Source organism: Georgenia wangjunii, assembly GCF_036421975.1.
In the GTDB taxonomy this organism is placed as follows: Bacteria; Actinomycetota; Actinomycetes; order Actinomycetales; family Actinomycetaceae; genus Georgenia_A; species Georgenia_A wangjunii.
Map to the genome: position 1 here is coordinate 1 of NZ_JAZGON010000004.1, position 17,088 is coordinate 17,088.

The window sequence follows — 17,088 nt, forward strand, 5'->3', positions numbered from 1 at the left end:
GTGAAGAGGATCGACGGGTCGGGCGAGACGAGCGGGACGCTCGGCACGACGGTGTGGTCGCGGGCGGCGAAGTAGTCGAGCCAGCGGCTGCGGATCTCGGCGGTGCGCATGGGTCCTCGGGCAATCGAAGGGGCACGCCTGGTGGTGCTCGGGTCGGCCAACATGGACATGACCGTGGAGGTCGGCGAGCTCCCGGAGCTGGGCGAGACGGTCATCGGGCGCGACTACGAGCTGCGGCCCGGCGGCAAGGGCGCCAACCAGGCGGTGGCCGCGGCCGTCTACGGAGGGGCCGCCGTGTCCTTCGCCGGCTCCGTGGGCGACGACCGCTACGGCCCCCCGCTGCGCGATGCGCTCGCCGCCGTCGGGGTGGACGTCAGCCGTCTGCGCACGGTCCACGGGCGCAAGACGGGGGTGGCGGTCGTCCTCGTCGACCGCCGCGGCGACAACGCGATCATCGTGTCGCCCGGCGCGAACCACGCGCCGACCGCGGCCGAGGTCGAGGAGCTGCTGCCGGACCTCGACAGCGCAGCGGGCCTGCTCATGCAGATGGAGCTCCCGGTCCCCGTCGTCGAGCGAGCCACGGAGCTCGCGCACGCGGCAGGTGTGCCCGTCGTCCTCAACCTCGCGCCGGCGACGGAGGTCTCGGACGACGTGCTCCGTCGGTTGGCCGTCCTCGTCGTCAACCGGTCCGAGGCGGAGTTCCTGCTCGGGGAGGCGCTGCCCGACGTCGCCCACATCCTCACCCACATCCGGCGCCTCAAGGAGCGCGGACCCGCCGTCGTCGTCGTCACGGCCGGTGCAGACGGGGCGGTGTTCGACGACGGTCACGGGCCGGTCCACGTTCCCGCGCACACCGTCGAGGCGCGCGACACCGCTGGTGCGGGCGACGCGTTCGTCGGCGTCCTGGCCGCACGACTGTGCGGAGGGGACGAGCTGCCCGAGGCGGTTGACGCCGCGACCGAGGCGGCGGCGGCCGCAGTCCAGATCCATGGTGCCAGCTGACGCCGCAGGCACTTCGAGTAGGAGTTGAGTAGGGATGCGAATCGTCATCGACACGGACCCCGGCAACGGGATCCCGGGAGCGGACATCGACGACGGCCTGGCGATCGGCATGGCGCTGCGCTCGCCGGAGGTCCGGCTCGAGGCCATCACGGTCGTCGCGGGCAACGTGGGCGTGGACCGGGGCGTGGAGTGCGCACTCGAGCTGCTGGAGGCCGCGGAAGCCCCCGACGTCCCGGTGTACCAGGGCGCTGACCGCCCGCTCGTGCAGGACCCGGCGTGGTGGCGCGCGCGTCTTGACCTGCGCCGGGACGACGAGCTGGCCCAGGAGCTGTGGCGCGACGTCCGTCCGCGCGGGTCGCGGCGGGCCCCGCAGGCCACGCCGGCCGCGCGCGCCCTGGTCGAGCTGGTCGACGCGAACCCAGGGGAGATCACGGTGGTGGCGGTGGGCCCGCTCACCAACGTCGCGAGGGCGATGCTGCTCGACCCCACCTGGGCGGACAAGGTCGCCGGCCTCGTCGTCATGGGCGGCGCCTTCGACCTCCCGAACATCCTCCAGGAGCTCAACGCGGCGTACGACCCGGAGGCCACCGACATCGTCCTGCGGAGCGCCGCGCCGCTGCGGCTGGTCCCGCTCGACGTCACCCTCCAGACCTTCCTGCGCCTCGCCGACGTCGACCGGCTGGACGCCAGTGGCACGCCCCTCGGCAGCTACCTCGCGACCACCGTGCGCCCGTGGGTGACGTGGCTCGCGCAACGCTACGACCGCGACGGGTGCCCCCTGCACGACCCGCTCGCCCTCGCCGCCCTTCTCGACCCCAGCCTCGTGACGACCCGGACCGCCTCCGTCGGCATCGAGCTGCGCGGCGCGCTCACTCGTGGTCGCACCGTGGCGTGGGACCCGACGGACGACGAGCTTCTCCACGCCGGACTCGAGCTGCCCGACGTGCGCCCGGTCACGATCGCCACCGGCGTCGACAATGACCGCTTCGTCACCATGCTGCTCGAGAGGCTCTGCTCATGAACCGCGCGACGGCGCTGTCGGAGGACTCCCTGCCCTCGGTCTCGATCCCCGCGCCCCAGTACGACCGTCGGGGCGTGAGCACGGGCATCGTCCACCTGGGTGTCGGCGCCTTCCACCGGTCCCACCAGGCGATGTTCATCGACCGGCTCATGGCACAGGGGCACGCGCTCGACTGGGGGATCTGCGGCGTCGGCGTGCTGCCGGGCGACCGCCGGATCACGGACGTGCTCACGGCGCAGGACGGCCTGTACACCCTCGTGCTCAAGCACCCTGACGGCTCGGTCGAACCGCGAGTCATCGGCTCCATCACCGAGTGCCTCCACGCGCCCGCCGACCCCGAGGCCGCGATCGAGCGGATGGCGGCACCGTCCACCCGGATCGTCTCCCTCACCATCACCGAGGGCGGCTACAACATCGACCCCGTGACGGGCGGCTTCGACGAGCACAACCCCGCCGTTCTCGCCGACCTCGAGGGCGACGCGCCACCGCGGACGGTCTTCGGGCTGGTCGTCGAGGCCCTTCGGCGACGTCGGGAGCGGGACGTGCCCCCCTTCGCCGTCGTGTCGTGCGACAACCTCCAGGGCAACGGCGCGCTGGCCCGCTCGGCGTTCACCTCCTTCGCCCGGCGTCTCGAGCCCGCGCTGGGGGACTGGGTCGAGCAGGAGGTGCACTTCCCCAGCTCGATGGTCGACCGCATCACGCCGGTCACCACCGAGTCCGACATCGCCGCGGTGCGGGACCGGTTCGGCGTCATCGACGGCTGGCCGGTGGTCTGCGAGCCCTTCGAGCAGTGGGTGCTGGAGGACTCCTTCGGAGCGGCCGGACGTCCCCCGCTCGAGCTGGCCGGAGTCCAGCTCGTCGACGACGTCGCACCGTACGAGCTGATGAAGCTGCGGCTGCTCAACGCCAGCCACCAGGCCCTGTGCTACCTGGGCTACCTGCACGGCTACCGCTACGTCCACGAGGCCGCGCAGGACCCCGTCTTCGCTGAGTTCCTACGCACCTTCATGGAGCGCGAGGCGAAGCCGACGCTGGAGCCGGTCCCGGGCGTCGACCTGGACCGCTACATCACGACCGTCGTCGAGCGGTTCGCGAACCCGCAGGTGGCCGACACGCTCGCCAGGATCTGCGCGGACACCTCGGACCGGATCCCGAAGTTCCTCCTCCCGGTGCTTCGGGAGCAGCGCGCCACCGGCGGCGCTATCGAGCTCGCCGCGCTCGTCGTCGCCTCCTGGGCCCGGTACGCCGAAGGCGTGGACGAGCACGGCGCCGCGATCGAGGTCGTCGACCCGCTGCGTGAGCGGCTCACCGCCGCGGCGAGCGGGCACGAGGCGAACCCTGCGGCCTTCCTCGAGGTGCGGGAGGTGTTCGGCGACCTCGCCGACGACGAGCGGTTCCGCCACGCATACGTCCAGTCGCTCCGCTCCCTGCACGAACGCGGGGCCCCCGCGACCCTCGTGCGCGTCCTGGGCGAGGCGACCGCCTGACCGCACCTCGCCGCAGCCGGATCGCCGTGCTCATCGGCGGTCAGCGGCCCGCAGGTGACGGATGAGCGGGGTCGTGAAGTCCGCGCCATCAGCAGTGAGCAACGTGTGCCCGGCGTTCGGCAGCACCACGAGCTCGGCGTCACCGACGGCGTGAGCGACGGCCTCACCATGGGCGAGGGGAAAGATCGAGTCCACCTCGCCGTGCACCACGAGGGTCGGGAGCGAGACAGCGGTGATGTCGCCGTCTCGCGGGCTCGTGAACTCCATCAGAGGAGGGTTGGAGATCGTCGCGGCGATGTCCTCGGCTCGATCGACATCGTGCGTGATGAACCGTCGGATCCGGTCTTCGTCAAACCGAGGCGAGAGGCCGTCGCAGGCGCGCGTGTCCGCGAGGAGGTACTCGATCGCGGCAGATCGTGACTCGACGTCCTCGGGAACATCCGGAGAGCGCCCAGTCCCAGGAGGAAGGTCCGGCGCCCCGGTGCTTGCTCCCACCAGGGTGAGGGAGCGCAGCCGCCCGGGGTGATCGACAGCCAGGATGGTCGCGATCAAGGAGCCTAACGAGTGGCCGACCACGTGGGTGGCACGTATGCCGAGGGCATCACAGATGCCGAGAGCATCGCCCGCGAGGTCGTCGGTCGAGTAACCCGGACGTCCACGGGGAAAGCTCGTCGATCGGCCGGTGTCCCGCTGGTCGAAGCGAATCACGAAGAACCCGTGCGATGCGATCGTCTCGCAGACCTCACCGGGCCACCACAGCATGGACGCGGACATCCCCGCGACCAGGAGCACGGAAGGGTCACGTCGATCCCCGTAGGTCTCGACGCACAGCCGGACGTCTCCGACGGGCAGGATGGAGCAGCTCGAGGTGGCCACGGGCTCACTCTGTCAGTCGGATGCCGTCATGGGACGTTCGCCTGCACCGCCCCTGCGATCGGCGTCGTGCCCTGTGTGAGCTCGAGGATCCGCCTGCGGATCCGGGGCTCGTGGAGCAGCTCGGCCAGCGTGGCAGCGACGTCCTGACGTGAGATCTCGTCATGGGGCTGCGCCGGACCGAGCGATATCGTCCCGATCCCGTCGCGGTCGACGAGCAACGAGGGCCGAAGGATCAGCCAGTCCAGGTCGCTCATGCTGACCGTGACGTCGATGAGCTTCTTCACCGCGAAGTAGAACTCCACATCGTCGCCGAGGTCGTGCCCGCGCTCGGCCTCGGGAAGTACGGACACCAGCGCGAAGCGATCCACACCAGCGAGCGGTGCCGCCTCCAGAGCCTTCACCACACCCTCGCCGTCGATGGCGGCCGTGACCTCCCTCCTACCACCGTTCGACCCGGCCGTGTAGACGACGACGTCCGCCCCGGTGAGCACGGGGGCCAGCGAGTCAGCAGTCAGCTCCGCGAGCTCAGCCACGTGAGCCTCGACTCCTTGGGCAGCGAGCGCTTCTCGCTGCTCGTCACGGCGTACCAGTCCGGCCACCTCGTCGCCCCGGTCGATCAGGTTCCGCGCCAGCAACCCACCGACGGCCCCACTGATGCCAATGATGAAGACCTTCATCGTCCCGTTCCCGGCCGCAGCGTGAGCTGCCCGGCCCGGGGCGCGCCGGCGGTACGAGAGCGCGGAGCACGCGGGTGGTGATGCCATGGAGCAGGATCACTCGTCGTACGTCCCGTGACCAGCGGCACGGTGGTGTCGGTCGAGGCATGGACGCCGGGCTGTGCGACGGTCCGTCGCCGCACCGGGTGGCGATCGGCCTCCGGGGTCGTTGACGGCAGAGCTGCTCGAGACGGGTAAGTGCGGGGGTACGGGTCCATCGCGCCAGCCTGGCCGTCGCGGCCTGGCCCTCGCGTCGGTAGAAGCCACCGATCTTCGGCGGTGCCGCACCGTCCGGTCAGGGAAGGTGGAGCGCTTTGAGCTCGCGGCGTGAGGTGATGCCGAGCTTGCGGAAGATGTTCCGCAAGTGGGCCTCGATGGTCCGTGGGCTGAGGAACAGCTGTGCGCCGACCTCACGGGAGGTTGCTCCCGTGGCCACCAGCCGTGCGACGTGCAGCTCCTGGGTGGTGAGCTCGTCGGTCGGCTGAGCGGTTCGTGCGCGTGCGTGCTCGCCCGTCGCGCGGAGCTCGCGCGCGGCGCGGGCGGCGAACGCTTCCGCGCCCATGTCGGTGAGGAGCTGGTGAGCGGTGCGGAGCTGGTCTCGGGCGTCTCGGCGGCGGCCCTCACGACGTAGCCACTCGCCGTAGACGAGATGAGTACGAGCGAGGTAGCCGCCCATCCGGCTGTACCTGAGCTGCTCGATCGCCTCGCGGTACTGGTCCTCGGCTGCCGATCCGGTGCCCATGAGCGCCTGTGAGCACGCCGCCATTCCGAGCGCCCACGACGTGCCGCTGGCGCGGGCCCGGGAGCGAAACTGCTCCAGCGCGGAGGTGGCGCGTTCTGGATGGCCGGCACGGACGCACGCCTCGATGAACTCAGGCAGGCTCGCGCTGCTGAGCGCGAGCTCAGGGGACCGGCACGCCCGTGACGCGGCCTCCTGCGCGGCCGGATAGTTGCCCAGCCCGTTGTGCAGCACCGCCAGCGCGTACTGGGCCTGGGAGGCGTCCGTGCTCCCGTCGGGGTAGGCGGCGTCTTGGGCGGTGACAGCACTGAGCGCGGTGGTCTCGGCCTGGTCGCCACGCCAGGCACCCAGGATGACGTGCGCGTGCCGGAGCTGGACGCCGCCCGTGGCCTGCGTGATCGCCGTCGCCTCGGCGGCGAGCTCGCCGGCTCGGGAGAGCTCGCCCATGAGGACCGAGGTGATGGACAAGAGGTTCAGCGCGGTGGGCAGCGTCGCCAACGCACCGGCATCGCGAGCCAGCTGGACGTTGCGGCTGGCCAGTGTGTAGAGCAGCTCGTCGTCGAGGATCGCCACCGCGTTGCGGCCGGCCAGCCACAGCCAGCCGTCGTTCCGGCGGTCCTGCCCAAGACCGGTGTGCGAGCTGTCGCGAAACGACTCGAGGGCGCGGCGCAGCCCGGGGGCTCCTGCCGCATATCCCCTCGTCAACGTCGTCGCAAGGCTGTCGAGGAGCAGATCCACGGGTCGCGCCGGTACCTCGGACGGGGGAGCGACCAGAGCCGCTGCAGCGATCTGCACTGCGTCGTCGCCGCCTCTGAGGGTCGCCGCATCCAGTGCGTGCAGGTAGGTCTCGCGGGACAGCGCGGAGTCCAGCGGTGCGAGCATCTCGGCCGCCTCCAGCAGCATCCGCGGCACGTCGCTGTCTCGTGTCAGGTGGAACGCGATCTGGGCGCGCAGTAGCTCGAGGCGGGCGCGTGGCAGGGCGTCCAGCGGCCCCGCCGCCGCGACCGTCAGCAATGCCAGAGCTGCCTCGGTCGCGCCGGCCTCATGCTTGGCCTGTGCTCCTTCCAGCGCCCGTCTCGCTCGAGCGGCAGGTTCAGGAGACAGCTCGGCCGCGTGCTGCAGGAACGCGGCCGCGGCGGCCACGCCTCCCCGCGCACGCGCCCGTCCGGCCGAGCGCTCGAGCCCTGCGGCGGCTTCTTCGTCAGTTCCGAGCACCGCCTGCGCGCGGTGCCAGGCACGGCGATCCGGGTCGGCCTGCGCGTCGGTCGCCTCGGCCAGTGCGCCGTGGGCGCGGCGACGGTCCGGCGGCGTGGCTGCCTGATACACCGCCGAGCGCACCAGGGAGTGGCGGAACCGTACCCGGACATCGATCTGCAGCAGCCCGGCGGCCTCCGCGGGCGTCGCAACCTCGCGAGCGAGGCCCAGGTGCGCGGCCGCGCGCCACAGCAGCGCCGCGTCGCCCGTCGGCTCCGACGCGGCAACCAGCAGCAGCAGCTGTGTCTCAGGAGGCAGGCTGCCTGAACGGCGTCGGAAGCCCTCCTCTATGCGGTGCGGGACGCCGAGCACGTCGGGCAGCTCAAACCCGCCCGCGAAATGTGCTGGCCGCATGCTGCTGGGCAGCTCCAGCAACGCCAACGGGTTGCCGCCCGCCTCGGCGAGGATCCGCTCGCGCACCCCCTCGTCCAGCGGTGCGCGTACCGCTCTACCGAGCAGCACACGGGCATCGGACCCGCCGAGCCGCTCCAGACGTAGCTCCGGCAACCCGGTGAACGGAGGCCGGTCGCCGGCGTCGGAGTCGCGCACCCCGAACACGAGGGCCAACCGTTCGGCCCCTACCCGTCGGGCCACGAAGGCTAGAACCTGAGCCGATGCCTCATCCAGCCACTGCGCGTCGTCGACGAGGCACAGCAGCGGCTCCTCCTCGGCGACCTCGGCCATGAGGTGGAGGATGGCCAGCCCGACCAAGAACCGGTCCGGCGCGGCGCCTCCGTGGAGTCCGAACGCCACCCCGAGAGCGGCCTGCTGCGGCTCGGGCAGCGCGCCGGTGCGATCCAGCAAGGGAGCACACAGCTGGTGCAGCCCAGCGAACGCGAACTGCGTCTCGGACTCGATGCCGACGGAGGACTCCACTCGGAAGGCTGACGCGAGTGCCGTCTGCCGAGCGTGCTCGAGCACGGCAGTCTTCCCGATGCCGGCTTCCCCGCGCACCACAAGAGAGCCGCTGCGCCCGGACCGGGCCAGCGAAAGGAACTTCTCAACCGCTTCACGCTCTGACCGCCGGCCCACGAGGTCCACCAGCGTGCGCTCCCGTCAAAGGCCAAGTAGGTAGGCGCCACGGTAGTCGTTACTGACGCCGAGCGTCATAGTTCCGGGCCATCAACCCGCTACCGCCGAGGTTCTCGCTGGCGCGCGGCCGTAATGACCTACGTGGTTGTCACCGACGCGAGGGCTCAGCCGCCGGTGTGAGGCTGAGGACGTCGCCACGACCGGGCATCCGGAACCCGGCGCACCGGGCGGATGGACTCAGGAGCCTGCGGCCCCCGAGGGGTGTCTCCAGACCAGACAAGCGATCCGCCGTCGGACCCATCCCCGGTACGCACCCACCACTAGTAAAGGTAAGGAGACCTCATGAGCACGGATCGCGTGCTTGGCGGACGCTATGAGCTCCGCGACGTCCTAGGCCGGGGCGGCATGGCCGTTGTCCACCTGGCTCGTGACATCCGCCTCGAGCGCTGGGTCGCGGTCAAGGTGCTCCATGGAGAGCTGGCCCGCGACCCGCTGTTCCGATCCAGGTTCCGGCGGGAAGCGCGGGCAGTCGCTGGCCTCAACCACCCCGGCGTCGTCTCCGTCCACGACGTCGGACATGACCACGTCGAAGGCAGCCGAGCGGGCGAGCCGGGCATTCCGTTCATCGTCATGGAGTACGTCGCCGGCCAGTCGCTGCGGGCCCGTCTCCGCGAGGGCGCGCTCGCGCTGGAGGAGTCGATCTCGCACCAGGTGGGGGTCCTGCAGGCGCTCGAGTTCATCCATCGCGCAGGCGTTGTCCATCGGGACATCAAGCCCGCCAACGTCATGGTCACCCCCGACGGCCGGATCAAGGTCGTGGACTTCGGGATCGCGCGTGTCGGTGGTGATCCCAACGCCCCGGCGACCCAGACCCACGCGCTCCTCGGAACCGCTCAGTACCTCTCTCCCGAACAGCTGCGCGGAGAGATCGCCGACGCCCGGAGCGACCTGTACTCCGCGGGCTGCCTGCTCTACGAGCTGGTGACCGGACGGGCGCCCTTCGTCGGTGACGAGCCGGTTGCCGTCGCCTACCAGCACGTGCACGAGGACCCCCTACGACCCAGCGACTACCGACCCGAGGTCACTTCGGCGCTCGACGCGGTGCTCCTCAGGGCGCTCGCCAAGGACCGGAACGACCGGTTCCAGAGCGCTCGATCCTTCAGGGAAGCGCTCCAGTCCGCGGCGAAGGGCGTGAACCGTGCGGACGACCGTGCCGGCACGGACACGTTGGACAACATGGTCGCGCTCCGCTCGCCCTGGCGCGCCACGACGACGACCGTCTCCACCGCATCGCGCTCGGGCCGGTCGCCTTTTCGACCAGCCCGCGACGAGAAGACGGCCGCCACACGATCCGCCTAGGCGAACAACGGTCCGCACTGGGCTCACCACAGGAAGGAAGACCATGGGATACATCAGGGTCGGAACAGAGAACAGCACGCCGATCGAGCTGTACTACGAGGATCAGGGTGCGGGTCAGCCCGTCGTGCTCATTCATGGGTATCCGCTGAACGGACACAGCTGGGAGCACCAGGCACGGGACCTGCTTGCTGGCGGTCACCGTGTCATCACCTACGACCGTCGCGGCTTCGGCCAGTCCTCGAAGGTCTGGTCCGGATACGACTATGACACCTTCGCCGCCGACCTGAACGCCGTGCTGGAGACCCTGGACCTGCGCGACGTGATCCTCGTCGGCTTCTCGATGGGCACCGGCGAGCTTGCCCGGTACGTCTCCCGTTACGGCCCCGAGCGCGTAGCCGCGTTGGCGTTCCTCGCCTCGCTCGAGCCGTTTCTCGTCGCTCGCGACGACAACCCGGAAGGTGTGCCGCAGGAGGTCTTCGACGAGATCGAGACCGCGGCGAAGAGTGACCGATACGCCTGGTACACGCAGTTCTTCTCCAACTTCTACAACCTCGACGAGAACCTTGGCAGCAGGATCAGCCAGGAAGCGGTCACCGGAAGCTGGAACGTCGCGGTCTCCAGCGCCCCCGTCGCGGCATACGCCGTCGTGTCCTCCTGGATCGAGGACTTCCGCCGTGACGTCGACGCAGTCCGCAGCAGCGGGAAGCCCGCTCTGATTCTCCACGGCACCGCCGACAGGATCCTGCCCATCGACAGCACGGCCCGCCGCTTCTCCCAGGCACTCCCGGACGCCCACTACGTCGAGATCGGGGGCGCCCCCCACGGGTTGCTCTGGACGCACGCCGACGACGTCAACGACGCCCTGCGCACCTTCATCCGCTCGCTGAACGGCGCGGACGCCGACGCCACCACGTGACGCACTCGCATCCACACATGAAAGAAGAGGTCAGACATGAATCCCGTTCGAGAACTCATCAGCAACTTCCAGGAGCTCATGGCCCAGGTGCCCGATCTCGTCCAGCCGCTCATCGTCATGCTCGCGAGCGCGATCCCGTTCGTCGAGACGGACGGAGGGGTCATCATCGGCATCGTCGGTGGTCTCCATCCCATCGTCACGGCTGTCGCAGCAGCCGCGGGGAACTTCCTGTGCGTGCTGGCCGTCGTCGCCGTCACCTCACGCGCCAGGACGGCTGTCGTCGATCGACGAGCCAGCCTGGTCGGGGTGGGTGGAGGCGCAGGAGCGCGACCGAGCCTCCGCGGGGAGGCGTTCCAAGAGACGACGGCCACGAAGCCGCAGTCGAAGGGGCGTCAGCGCTTCAACAGGTGGGTCGTCCGTTTCGGCGTCCCCGGCGCGAGCATCCTGGGCCCTCTCGCGATTCCCACCCAGATCACATCGGCAATCCTCGTGGCCGGCGGAACTCCACGCCGTTGGGTCCTGCTCTGGCAGGCCATCGCCATCGTCATCTGGACGACGATCGCCACCGTCTCGGTCTGGGCCGCGCTCACCTACGTCGTCGGGGTGTCGTGAGACATGACCTGCGAAACCGGGGAGGCATGGGCGACGACCGTTGTGGGGGAATGGTTGAGGGCTCAAGTTAGTTAGCACAGGCACGAGCGAGATCCGCACCTCCCAACACCGAGATCGAACCCCGTCAATGACCGAGAGGCGACAGTGATGAACGATCGGAACCAGCAGGGGGTCACCGTGCTCGACAACCTGCACGAGGACCGCTTCGACGTCTTCGTCGAGGACGCGTACGCCGGGTTCCTGAAGTACAAGGATCTCAGCGAGGCTTCGGCGGGACAACGCATCTTCTACCACACGGAGGTCTTCGATACGTTCGAAGGTCGCGGTCTCGCCGGCATCCTCACTCGCGCGGCTCTCGAGACCAGCGTCCGAGAGGGACACCGCATCGTGGCCGTCTGCCCCTATGTCAAGAGGTGGCTCTCCACGCACCGCGACTTCGACGACGCCACCGACCCCGTGCGCCCGCAGCACCTCCAAGCTCTGGGCTGAACCGCGCACCTGCACCCAAGCCGGCGGGCCCGGCGCCCCTCCTGAATGCGACGGAAGGACCTGTCTCATGAAGACTCCCGTGCCCGACTACCTGGACGAAGTGCTCGACAGCCTGCGCGACGACACCAGCGGTGCCAACGCTCACTACATCCCGGAGCTAGCCGCAGCGGACCCGGATCGCTTCGGCATGGCGCTGACCACGACGCTCGGTCGCACCTACGCCGCCGGCGACGCCGACACCGAGTTCTCCATCCAGTCGATCTCCAAGCCGTTCAACGCCGGTGCCATCTCCGCGCATTCGCTCCTGGTCGGCGCGGAGGCCAGCCAGGACGACCGTGTCGACCGTGCCGTGACGTTCTTCTCCCACCTCGCGGGCCGGGACCTGCAGGTGGACGAGCGTGTGTGCGCCTCAGAGCTTGACGCCGCGCACCGCAACCTGGCCATCGCCTACATGCTGCGCACCTACGGGATCCTCGACGGGGACGTGCCCTCCGTCGTCGAGGGGTACACGCGCCAGTGCTCGGTCCTCGTCAGCGCCCGGGACCTCTCCGTCATGGCCGCGACGCTCGCTACCGGGGGCATCCAGCCCGTGACCGGCGAGCGGTTGATGGAGCCGGCCGTCGCCCAGCACGTCATGGCCGTGATGGCCGCGGCCGGGATGTACGACGCGGCAGGGGACTGGCTCACCCGCGTGGGCATCCCCGCCAAGAGCGGCGTCGCAGGGGGCATCGTCGGTGTCCTTCCTGACCGGGTGGGCATCGGGACGTTCTCCCCGCGCCTGGACTCCCACGGCAACAGTCACCGAGGACGCCTCGCCTTCGAGCGACTCTCCCAGGACATGGGGATGCACCTGTTCGCCTCCGACCGGGGCCGGCTCGACGCCGTCGACGTGAGCGAGTCAGGAGGCACGCTCACCTTCGCCCTGCAGGGCAACATCCAGCTCACCGCCGCTTCGGAGCTCTTGGACCTCATGGCGGACGCGGCCGGCGCGGCCGACGTCGTCCTCGACGTCACGAGGGTGCACTCCTTCTCCGACCTCGGCCGTCGCATGGCGCTCGAGGGTTTGCGCCGCCTGCGGCTGGACGGCCGCAAGGTCGCCGTCCGTGACCCCTTGGGCGTGCTGCCACACCCTGATCTCGGAGACGGCACGTACCCGGACGTCGTCTGACCGGCCGCCCGGTCCCGCATCCGCCTGGCTGTACCGGCCGACGCTGCGACAAGCCCGTCCACGCCCACCACTCCACGCGCGTACGAACTCGGATTCCTCAAGGAGACAGAGAGACTCATGACTGACACGGCCATCCATTTCGGCATCGACACCTTCGGTGACCTCCCCCGCGACGATCAGGGCAACCTCGTCTCCCACGGCCAGGCGATCCGCGCCGTCGTGGACGAGGCGGTCCTTGCCGACCAGGTCGGTGTCGACGTCATCGCGCTGGGCGAGCACCACCGCCCCGAGTTCGCGATCTCCACGCCGGAGACGGTGCTGGCGGGCATCGCGACCAAGACCGACCGCATCCGTCTCGCGTCCGGCGTGACCGTCCTGTCCTCCGACGACCCGGTACGCGTCTTCCAGCGCTTCGCTACCGTCGACGCGCTCTCGAACGGGCGCGCCGAGGTGATCCTCGGCCGCGGCTCGTTCACCGAGTCGTTCCCGCTGTTCGGGTACGACCTCACCGACTACGAAATCCTCTTCGAGGAGAAGATCGACTTGTTCCACAGGCTCCTCGACGAAGGGCCGGTCACGTGGGAGGGCACGACGCGCGCGGCGCTCAAGGAGGCCGACGTGTATCCCAAGACGGAGTCCGGGCGGCTGACCACCTGGGTCGGCGTGGGCGGGTCCCCGCAGTCGGTCATCCGCACCGCGCGGTACGGGTTCCGGCTCATGCTCGCGATCATCGGCGGCGCACCCGACCGATTCGCCCCGTACGTCGACCTGTACCGGCGCGCCACCGAGCAGCTCGAGAGCACCGCCTACCCCGTCGGGATGCACTCGCCCGGCTTCGTCGCCGAGTCCGACGACGAGGCCAAGCGCCTCTTCTGGCCCGGCTACAAGGAGCTGCGCGACCGCATCGGTGCCCTGCGCGGCTGGCCTCCTCTGCGGCGCGAGGAGTTCGAGGCCGACGTGGAGCACGGCTCCCTCTACGTCGGATCGCCCGAGACCGTCGCGCGCAAGATGGCCCGCGCCATCCGCACGCTCGACGTCGGGCGCTTCGACATGATCTACTCCGCCGCCGGTTCGGTCGCCGCGAGCGACCGCCTGCGCGCCGTCGAGCTGTACGGCACCACGGTCATCCCGATGGTTCGCGAGCTGCTCGCCGAGCAGCCCAGCAGCCTGTCGGTGGCCCGATGACCGCACGCACGCCGGTACGCACCATCGGCATCCTCGGGGCCGGCAAGGTGGGCACTGTCTTGGCCCGGCTCGCCCTCGCTGCCGGGTATCGAGTACTCGTCGCGGGATCGGGCGACCCCGCGAACATCGCCCTCACGATCGACGTCCTGACGCCCGGCGCCACCGCGGTGCGGGCCTCCGACGCCGCACGGGATGCCGACGTCGTGATCCTCGCCCTCCCGCTCAGCAAGTACCGCGCACTGCCCACGGACGAGCTGCGCGGCAAGCTCGTCGTCGACGCCATGAATCACTGGTGGGAGGTCGACGGGCCCCGCGAGAGGTTCCTCGAGCCCGGGATCTCGTCCAGCGAGGTCCTGCAGGGCTTTCTTGACGGTGCCCGCGTCATCAAGGCCTTCAACCACATGGGCTATCACGACCTCGAGGTTGAAGCTCGTCCCGCCGAGTCGCCCGGGCGCAAGGCGATCGCGGTGGCCAGCGACTCGGAGGCGGACGTCGCGCAGGTCGCGGCGATCGTCGACGACCTCGGTTTCGACCCGGTGCTCGTCGGATCGCTCGCCGAGGGCGTCTCGCTGGAGCCGGGCAACCCCTCGTTCGGTGCGAACGTCGAAGCCGCCGAGCTCCGCCGTCTCACGCAGGTAGTCGCGCTGAAGCAGTAGGGGAGGGGGTCCTCTCAGGGCCTCCGGTGTCGGCCAGCCCGCCGACTTGGCAGTCGTAGGCGTCTCGCGCGATCACCCCACGAGCCGAGCCGCGATCCCGTCGCCGACGAGATCGCGGCTCGGCGATCTGGGGCGGTCGCGCCCGTGCTCAGGCCGGGACCGGCCGCGCGGTCCGGTCGGCCGTCACGGTGGCCGCCTCGTGGATGAGGTCCGCGACGGCTTTGGGCTGGGAGACCGTGACGGCGTGCGACGCGTCGATCTCGACGGCGCGCGACCCCGCCCGCTCAGCCATGAACCGCATGCTGGCTGCCGGGATCGCGAGGTCCCGCAGCGTGATGAGGGACCACGACGGGATCGTCCGCCACGCCGCCTCGGTCGCCCGGTCCTCGAGTGCCGACGCCGCGATGGGCCGCTGGGTGACGGCCATCTGCGCCGCGACGGCCGGGTCGACGTCGGCCGCGAAGATCTCGTGGAACATGTCGTGGCGGATGTACAGGTCACTTCCGGACCCACCCCCGAAAAGGGGGAACGGCCGCGGCTCGAGAGCCGATCCCAGCTCCCCGCCCGGGAACTTGGCGGCGAGCTCGCCGGTGCTCTCCCCGGGCTCGAGCTGGAACGAGGCGACGTACACGAGCGCGACGACCCCAGCAGCGCCGTGGGCCGCCTCGCTCATCACCGACCCGCCGTACGAGTGGCCGGCGAGGACGACGGGGCCGTCGAGCGTGTCGAGGACGCTGCGCAGGTACGCGGCGTCCTCCTTCAGGCCGCGAAGCGGGTTGGCGACGGCCAGCACGTGGTGGCCACGACCCCGGAGGTCGGCGACGACGTCGTTCCAGCTGGCGGACTCGGCGAAGGCGCCGTGGACGAGGACGACGGTCGGGGTGGCTCCCGCCGTCGGTTCTGCGGTGGTGCTCATGAGTCTTCCTCTCGATGGTCGGCGGCGGGCGCCGCCGGTGGTGGTGGGATGCGGTCGGCACTCACGCCGGCCGCATGGGAGTTCACGCGACCCAGGTCGGGAGGTTGCGCGTGATGGGGACGACCTGGTCGTCGTCGCCGTGGGCGACGACCGGGACGTCGATGTCCGCAGCTCGACGGTGGGCCGACCGCGGAGAACTGGGCGATGCGGTCGTATGCGGCGGCCCGGCCGCACCCGCATCGCGATCAGGGAGCGATGACGAGTTCGGCGATCTTGTCGCCGTCGATGCGGAACCGGAACCGCAGGTCGGCGACGCCACCCGGGAAGTCACCCTCGAGGCGGGCCAGGACGGTCCACCGGCCGGGTTCGTCCTCCGTCTGGCCGGTGAGCGTCGTCGTGTACGTGTACTCGCTCGCCGCGTCCGCGAGCCAGCCGCGGATCGCCTCAGCCCCGCGGTACGTGACGTCCTCGTCGACCACGCGCGCGCCGTCGGCGAACGTCGTCGCGGCCGCGTCGGTGTCGTGTGTGGGGTGGGCGCGCAGATAGCGCACCACCACCGCGGGCAGGTGATCGGGCTGGTAGGGGTGGATGCGTGCGTGGGTTTCCATGGGTCCTCCATGTCCTCGTGCGTGCGGGAGTGGCACGCTCAGACCCACGCTTGACCTTCCCCCAACGGGAAGGTCAACCCCGCGGACCGCTCATCGGGAGATCCGGAAGATCGGCCACCCGATCTCGGTGACGGTGTGCTCGTCGAGCCCGGGAAGACCCTCGACGTAGATCTCGCGGACCGGTCCGTCGACGCTCAGCTCACGACGAGCGACGTGCTCCCCGAGCGCGCCGTAGACGCGGACGACGTCGTCGTCGGATCCGCGGCTCGTGGCCACGGCGAGGTCGACCGGGGGAAGGCGGAGGACCGACGCTCCCGCCGGCAGAGCGGCGCCGACGGCGTGCTCGTCGACGGGCATGAACAGCGCCGCCGGCCCCCGCTCGTCGAGGAAGAGCTCCGTGGACCACACGCTCCCGCGCGGTCCCACCGGCGTCACCGCACCAGACTCCTCGACCGCAGCGAGGCCGGCCACCGACCGGCGGAACCAGCGCCCCAGGTCCGCGAGGTCGATCGTCGCGCGGATGGCGACGACGAGGGTCTCCGGCACGCTGCGATAGGTGACGTCGACCGGCGCGGACTCGTCTGCGAGCAAGCCCCGCAGCCGGGCGACGGCCGACTCGGTCTCGGCGAGCCGTTGCTCCATCCGGTCGAGGTGCGATCGGACGAGCGAAGCGCGCGCTGCCACGTCGGGCGTCGCGAGCACCTCGTGGACGACGTCGACCGGAACGTCGAGCGCACGGAGGGAGCGGATGACCTGCGCGTCGGCCACCTGCTCGGGCCCGTAGCGCCGGTAGCCGTTGTGCGGGTCCACCGACGACGGTGTCAGCAGCCCGGTCTCGTGATAGAAGCGCAGTGCCTTCGCGGTCAGCTTGGTGGCCCGCGAGAAGTCCCCGATCGTCATGGCACCCATGGAGCCAGTGTTGCGGAGGAGAGCGCCGCCGTGGTCGAAGACGGGACCACGTCGCTGGCGCTCGATGCAGCGGATCATCAGCGAGGGGCCCGACGGCTGTGGGGTGATGGGTGCCCTCCGCGCGCCGAAGCGCTACCTTGCCC

17 protein-coding genes are annotated in these 17,088 nt (G+C 70.4%); 10 read left to right on the forward strand and 7 right to left on the reverse strand.

Annotation, left to right across the window (positions count from 1 at the left end; translation table 11 throughout):
* Positions 1-110 (reverse strand): alanine--tRNA ligase-related protein (locus V2J63_RS15785; RefSeq protein WP_434056304.1); only part of this gene is annotated, 110 nt, incomplete at its 3' end.
* Between the two features lie 31 nt (positions 111-141).
* Between V2J63_RS15785 and V2J63_RS07970 the strand changes: the two genes are divergently transcribed.
* From V2J63_RS07970 to V2J63_RS07980, 3 genes are read left to right on the forward strand one after another with little or no spacing between them, the layout of a single operon-like run.
* Positions 142-1,002: a ribokinase gene (locus V2J63_RS07970; RefSeq protein WP_331230491.1), complete on the forward strand. Its 861-nt coding sequence runs from the start codon at positions 142-144 to the stop codon at positions 1,000-1,002.
* Between the two features lie 34 nt (positions 1,003-1,036).
* A complete protein-coding gene (locus tag V2J63_RS07975; RefSeq protein ID WP_331230493.1) occupies positions 1,037-2,023 on the forward strand; it encodes a nucleoside hydrolase in 987 nt (328 codons plus the stop codon).
* Positions 2,020-3,510 carry a mannitol dehydrogenase family protein gene (locus V2J63_RS07980; protein ID WP_331230494.1) on the forward strand — a complete coding sequence of 497 codons (1,491 nt, stop codon included), beginning with the start codon at positions 2,020-2,022 and terminating at the stop codon, positions 3,508-3,510. The genes V2J63_RS07975 and V2J63_RS07980 overlap by 4 nt, the downstream gene beginning before the upstream one ends.
* Before the next feature lie 30 nt (positions 3,511-3,540).
* Here the strand turns inward: V2J63_RS07980 and V2J63_RS07985 are convergent, their stop codons facing one another.
* The 3 genes from V2J63_RS07985 to V2J63_RS07995 all read right to left on the reverse strand — a co-directional run bounded on the left by V2J63_RS07985 (position 3,541) and on the right by V2J63_RS07995 (position 8,136).
* On the reverse strand, positions 3,541-4,386 hold the full coding sequence (locus V2J63_RS07985) for an alpha/beta fold hydrolase (protein ID WP_331230495.1): 846 nt from the start codon (positions 4,384-4,386) through the stop codon (positions 3,541-3,543).
* A gap of 26 nt (positions 4,387-4,412) precedes the next feature.
* Positions 4,413-5,063, reverse strand: a complete 651-nt coding sequence (locus V2J63_RS07990) for an NAD(P)H-binding protein (RefSeq protein WP_331230496.1) — start codon at positions 5,061-5,063, stop codon at positions 4,413-4,415.
* 334 nt (positions 5,064-5,397) lie between these two features.
* Positions 5,398-8,136, reverse strand: a complete 2,739-nt coding sequence (locus V2J63_RS07995) for an ATP-binding protein (RefSeq protein ID WP_331230497.1) — start codon at positions 8,134-8,136, stop codon at positions 5,398-5,400.
* Between the two features lie 333 nt (positions 8,137-8,469).
* On the opposite strand from V2J63_RS07995, the gene V2J63_RS08000 reads away from it, so the two are divergent.
* From V2J63_RS08000 to V2J63_RS08030, 7 genes are all read left to right on the forward strand, one after another.
* On the forward strand, positions 8,470-9,486 hold the full coding sequence (locus V2J63_RS08000; RefSeq protein WP_331230498.1) for a protein kinase domain-containing protein: 1,017 nt from the start codon (positions 8,470-8,472) through the stop codon (positions 9,484-9,486).
* Positions 9,487-9,529: 43 nt separating this feature from the next.
* Positions 9,530-10,402: an alpha/beta fold hydrolase gene (locus tag V2J63_RS08005; protein WP_331230499.1), complete on the forward strand. Its 873-nt coding sequence runs from the start codon at positions 9,530-9,532 to the stop codon at positions 10,400-10,402.
* A 36-nt stretch (positions 10,403-10,438) separates the two neighbouring features.
* On the forward strand, positions 10,439-11,014 hold the full coding sequence (locus tag V2J63_RS08010; RefSeq protein ID WP_331230500.1) for a small multidrug efflux protein: 576 nt from the start codon (positions 10,439-10,441) through the stop codon (positions 11,012-11,014).
* Between the two features lie 147 nt (positions 11,015-11,161).
* Positions 11,162-11,503, forward strand: coding sequence for a GNAT family N-acetyltransferase (locus tag V2J63_RS08015; RefSeq protein WP_331230501.1), 342 nt, complete (start codon positions 11,162-11,164; stop codon positions 11,501-11,503).
* Between the two features lie 67 nt (positions 11,504-11,570).
* Positions 11,571-12,671, forward strand: a complete 1,101-nt coding sequence (locus tag V2J63_RS08020; protein ID WP_331230502.1) for a glutaminase — start codon at positions 11,571-11,573, stop codon at positions 12,669-12,671.
* Between the two features lie 117 nt (positions 12,672-12,788).
* Positions 12,789-13,856 (forward strand): LLM class flavin-dependent oxidoreductase, encoded by a 1,068-nt coding sequence (locus tag V2J63_RS08025; protein ID WP_331230503.1) that lies wholly within the window; start codon positions 12,789-12,791, stop codon positions 13,854-13,856.
* Positions 13,853-14,512 (forward strand): NADPH-dependent F420 reductase, encoded by a 660-nt coding sequence (locus V2J63_RS08030; protein WP_331230504.1) that lies wholly within the window; start codon positions 13,853-13,855, stop codon positions 14,510-14,512. The genes V2J63_RS08025 and V2J63_RS08030 overlap by 4 nt, the downstream gene beginning before the upstream one ends.
* Before the next feature lie 148 nt (positions 14,513-14,660).
* On the opposite strand, the gene V2J63_RS08035 is transcribed toward V2J63_RS08030, so the two are convergent.
* From V2J63_RS08035 to V2J63_RS08045, 3 genes are all read right to left on the reverse strand, one after another.
* Positions 14,661-15,428 carry an alpha/beta fold hydrolase gene (locus tag V2J63_RS08035; RefSeq protein ID WP_331230505.1) on the reverse strand — a complete coding sequence of 256 codons (768 nt, stop codon included), beginning with the start codon at positions 15,426-15,428 and terminating at the stop codon, positions 14,661-14,663.
* Positions 15,429-15,673: 245 nt separating this feature from the next.
* Positions 15,674-16,036, reverse strand: a complete 363-nt coding sequence (locus V2J63_RS08040; RefSeq protein ID WP_331230506.1) for a nuclear transport factor 2 family protein — start codon at positions 16,034-16,036, stop codon at positions 15,674-15,676.
* Positions 16,037-16,126: 90 nt separating this feature from the next.
* Complete coding sequence (locus V2J63_RS08045) at positions 16,127-16,945, reverse strand: MerR family transcriptional regulator (RefSeq protein WP_331230507.1); 819 nt, start codon at positions 16,943-16,945, stop codon at positions 16,127-16,129.
* Positions 16,946-17,088 lie beyond the last annotated feature (143 nt).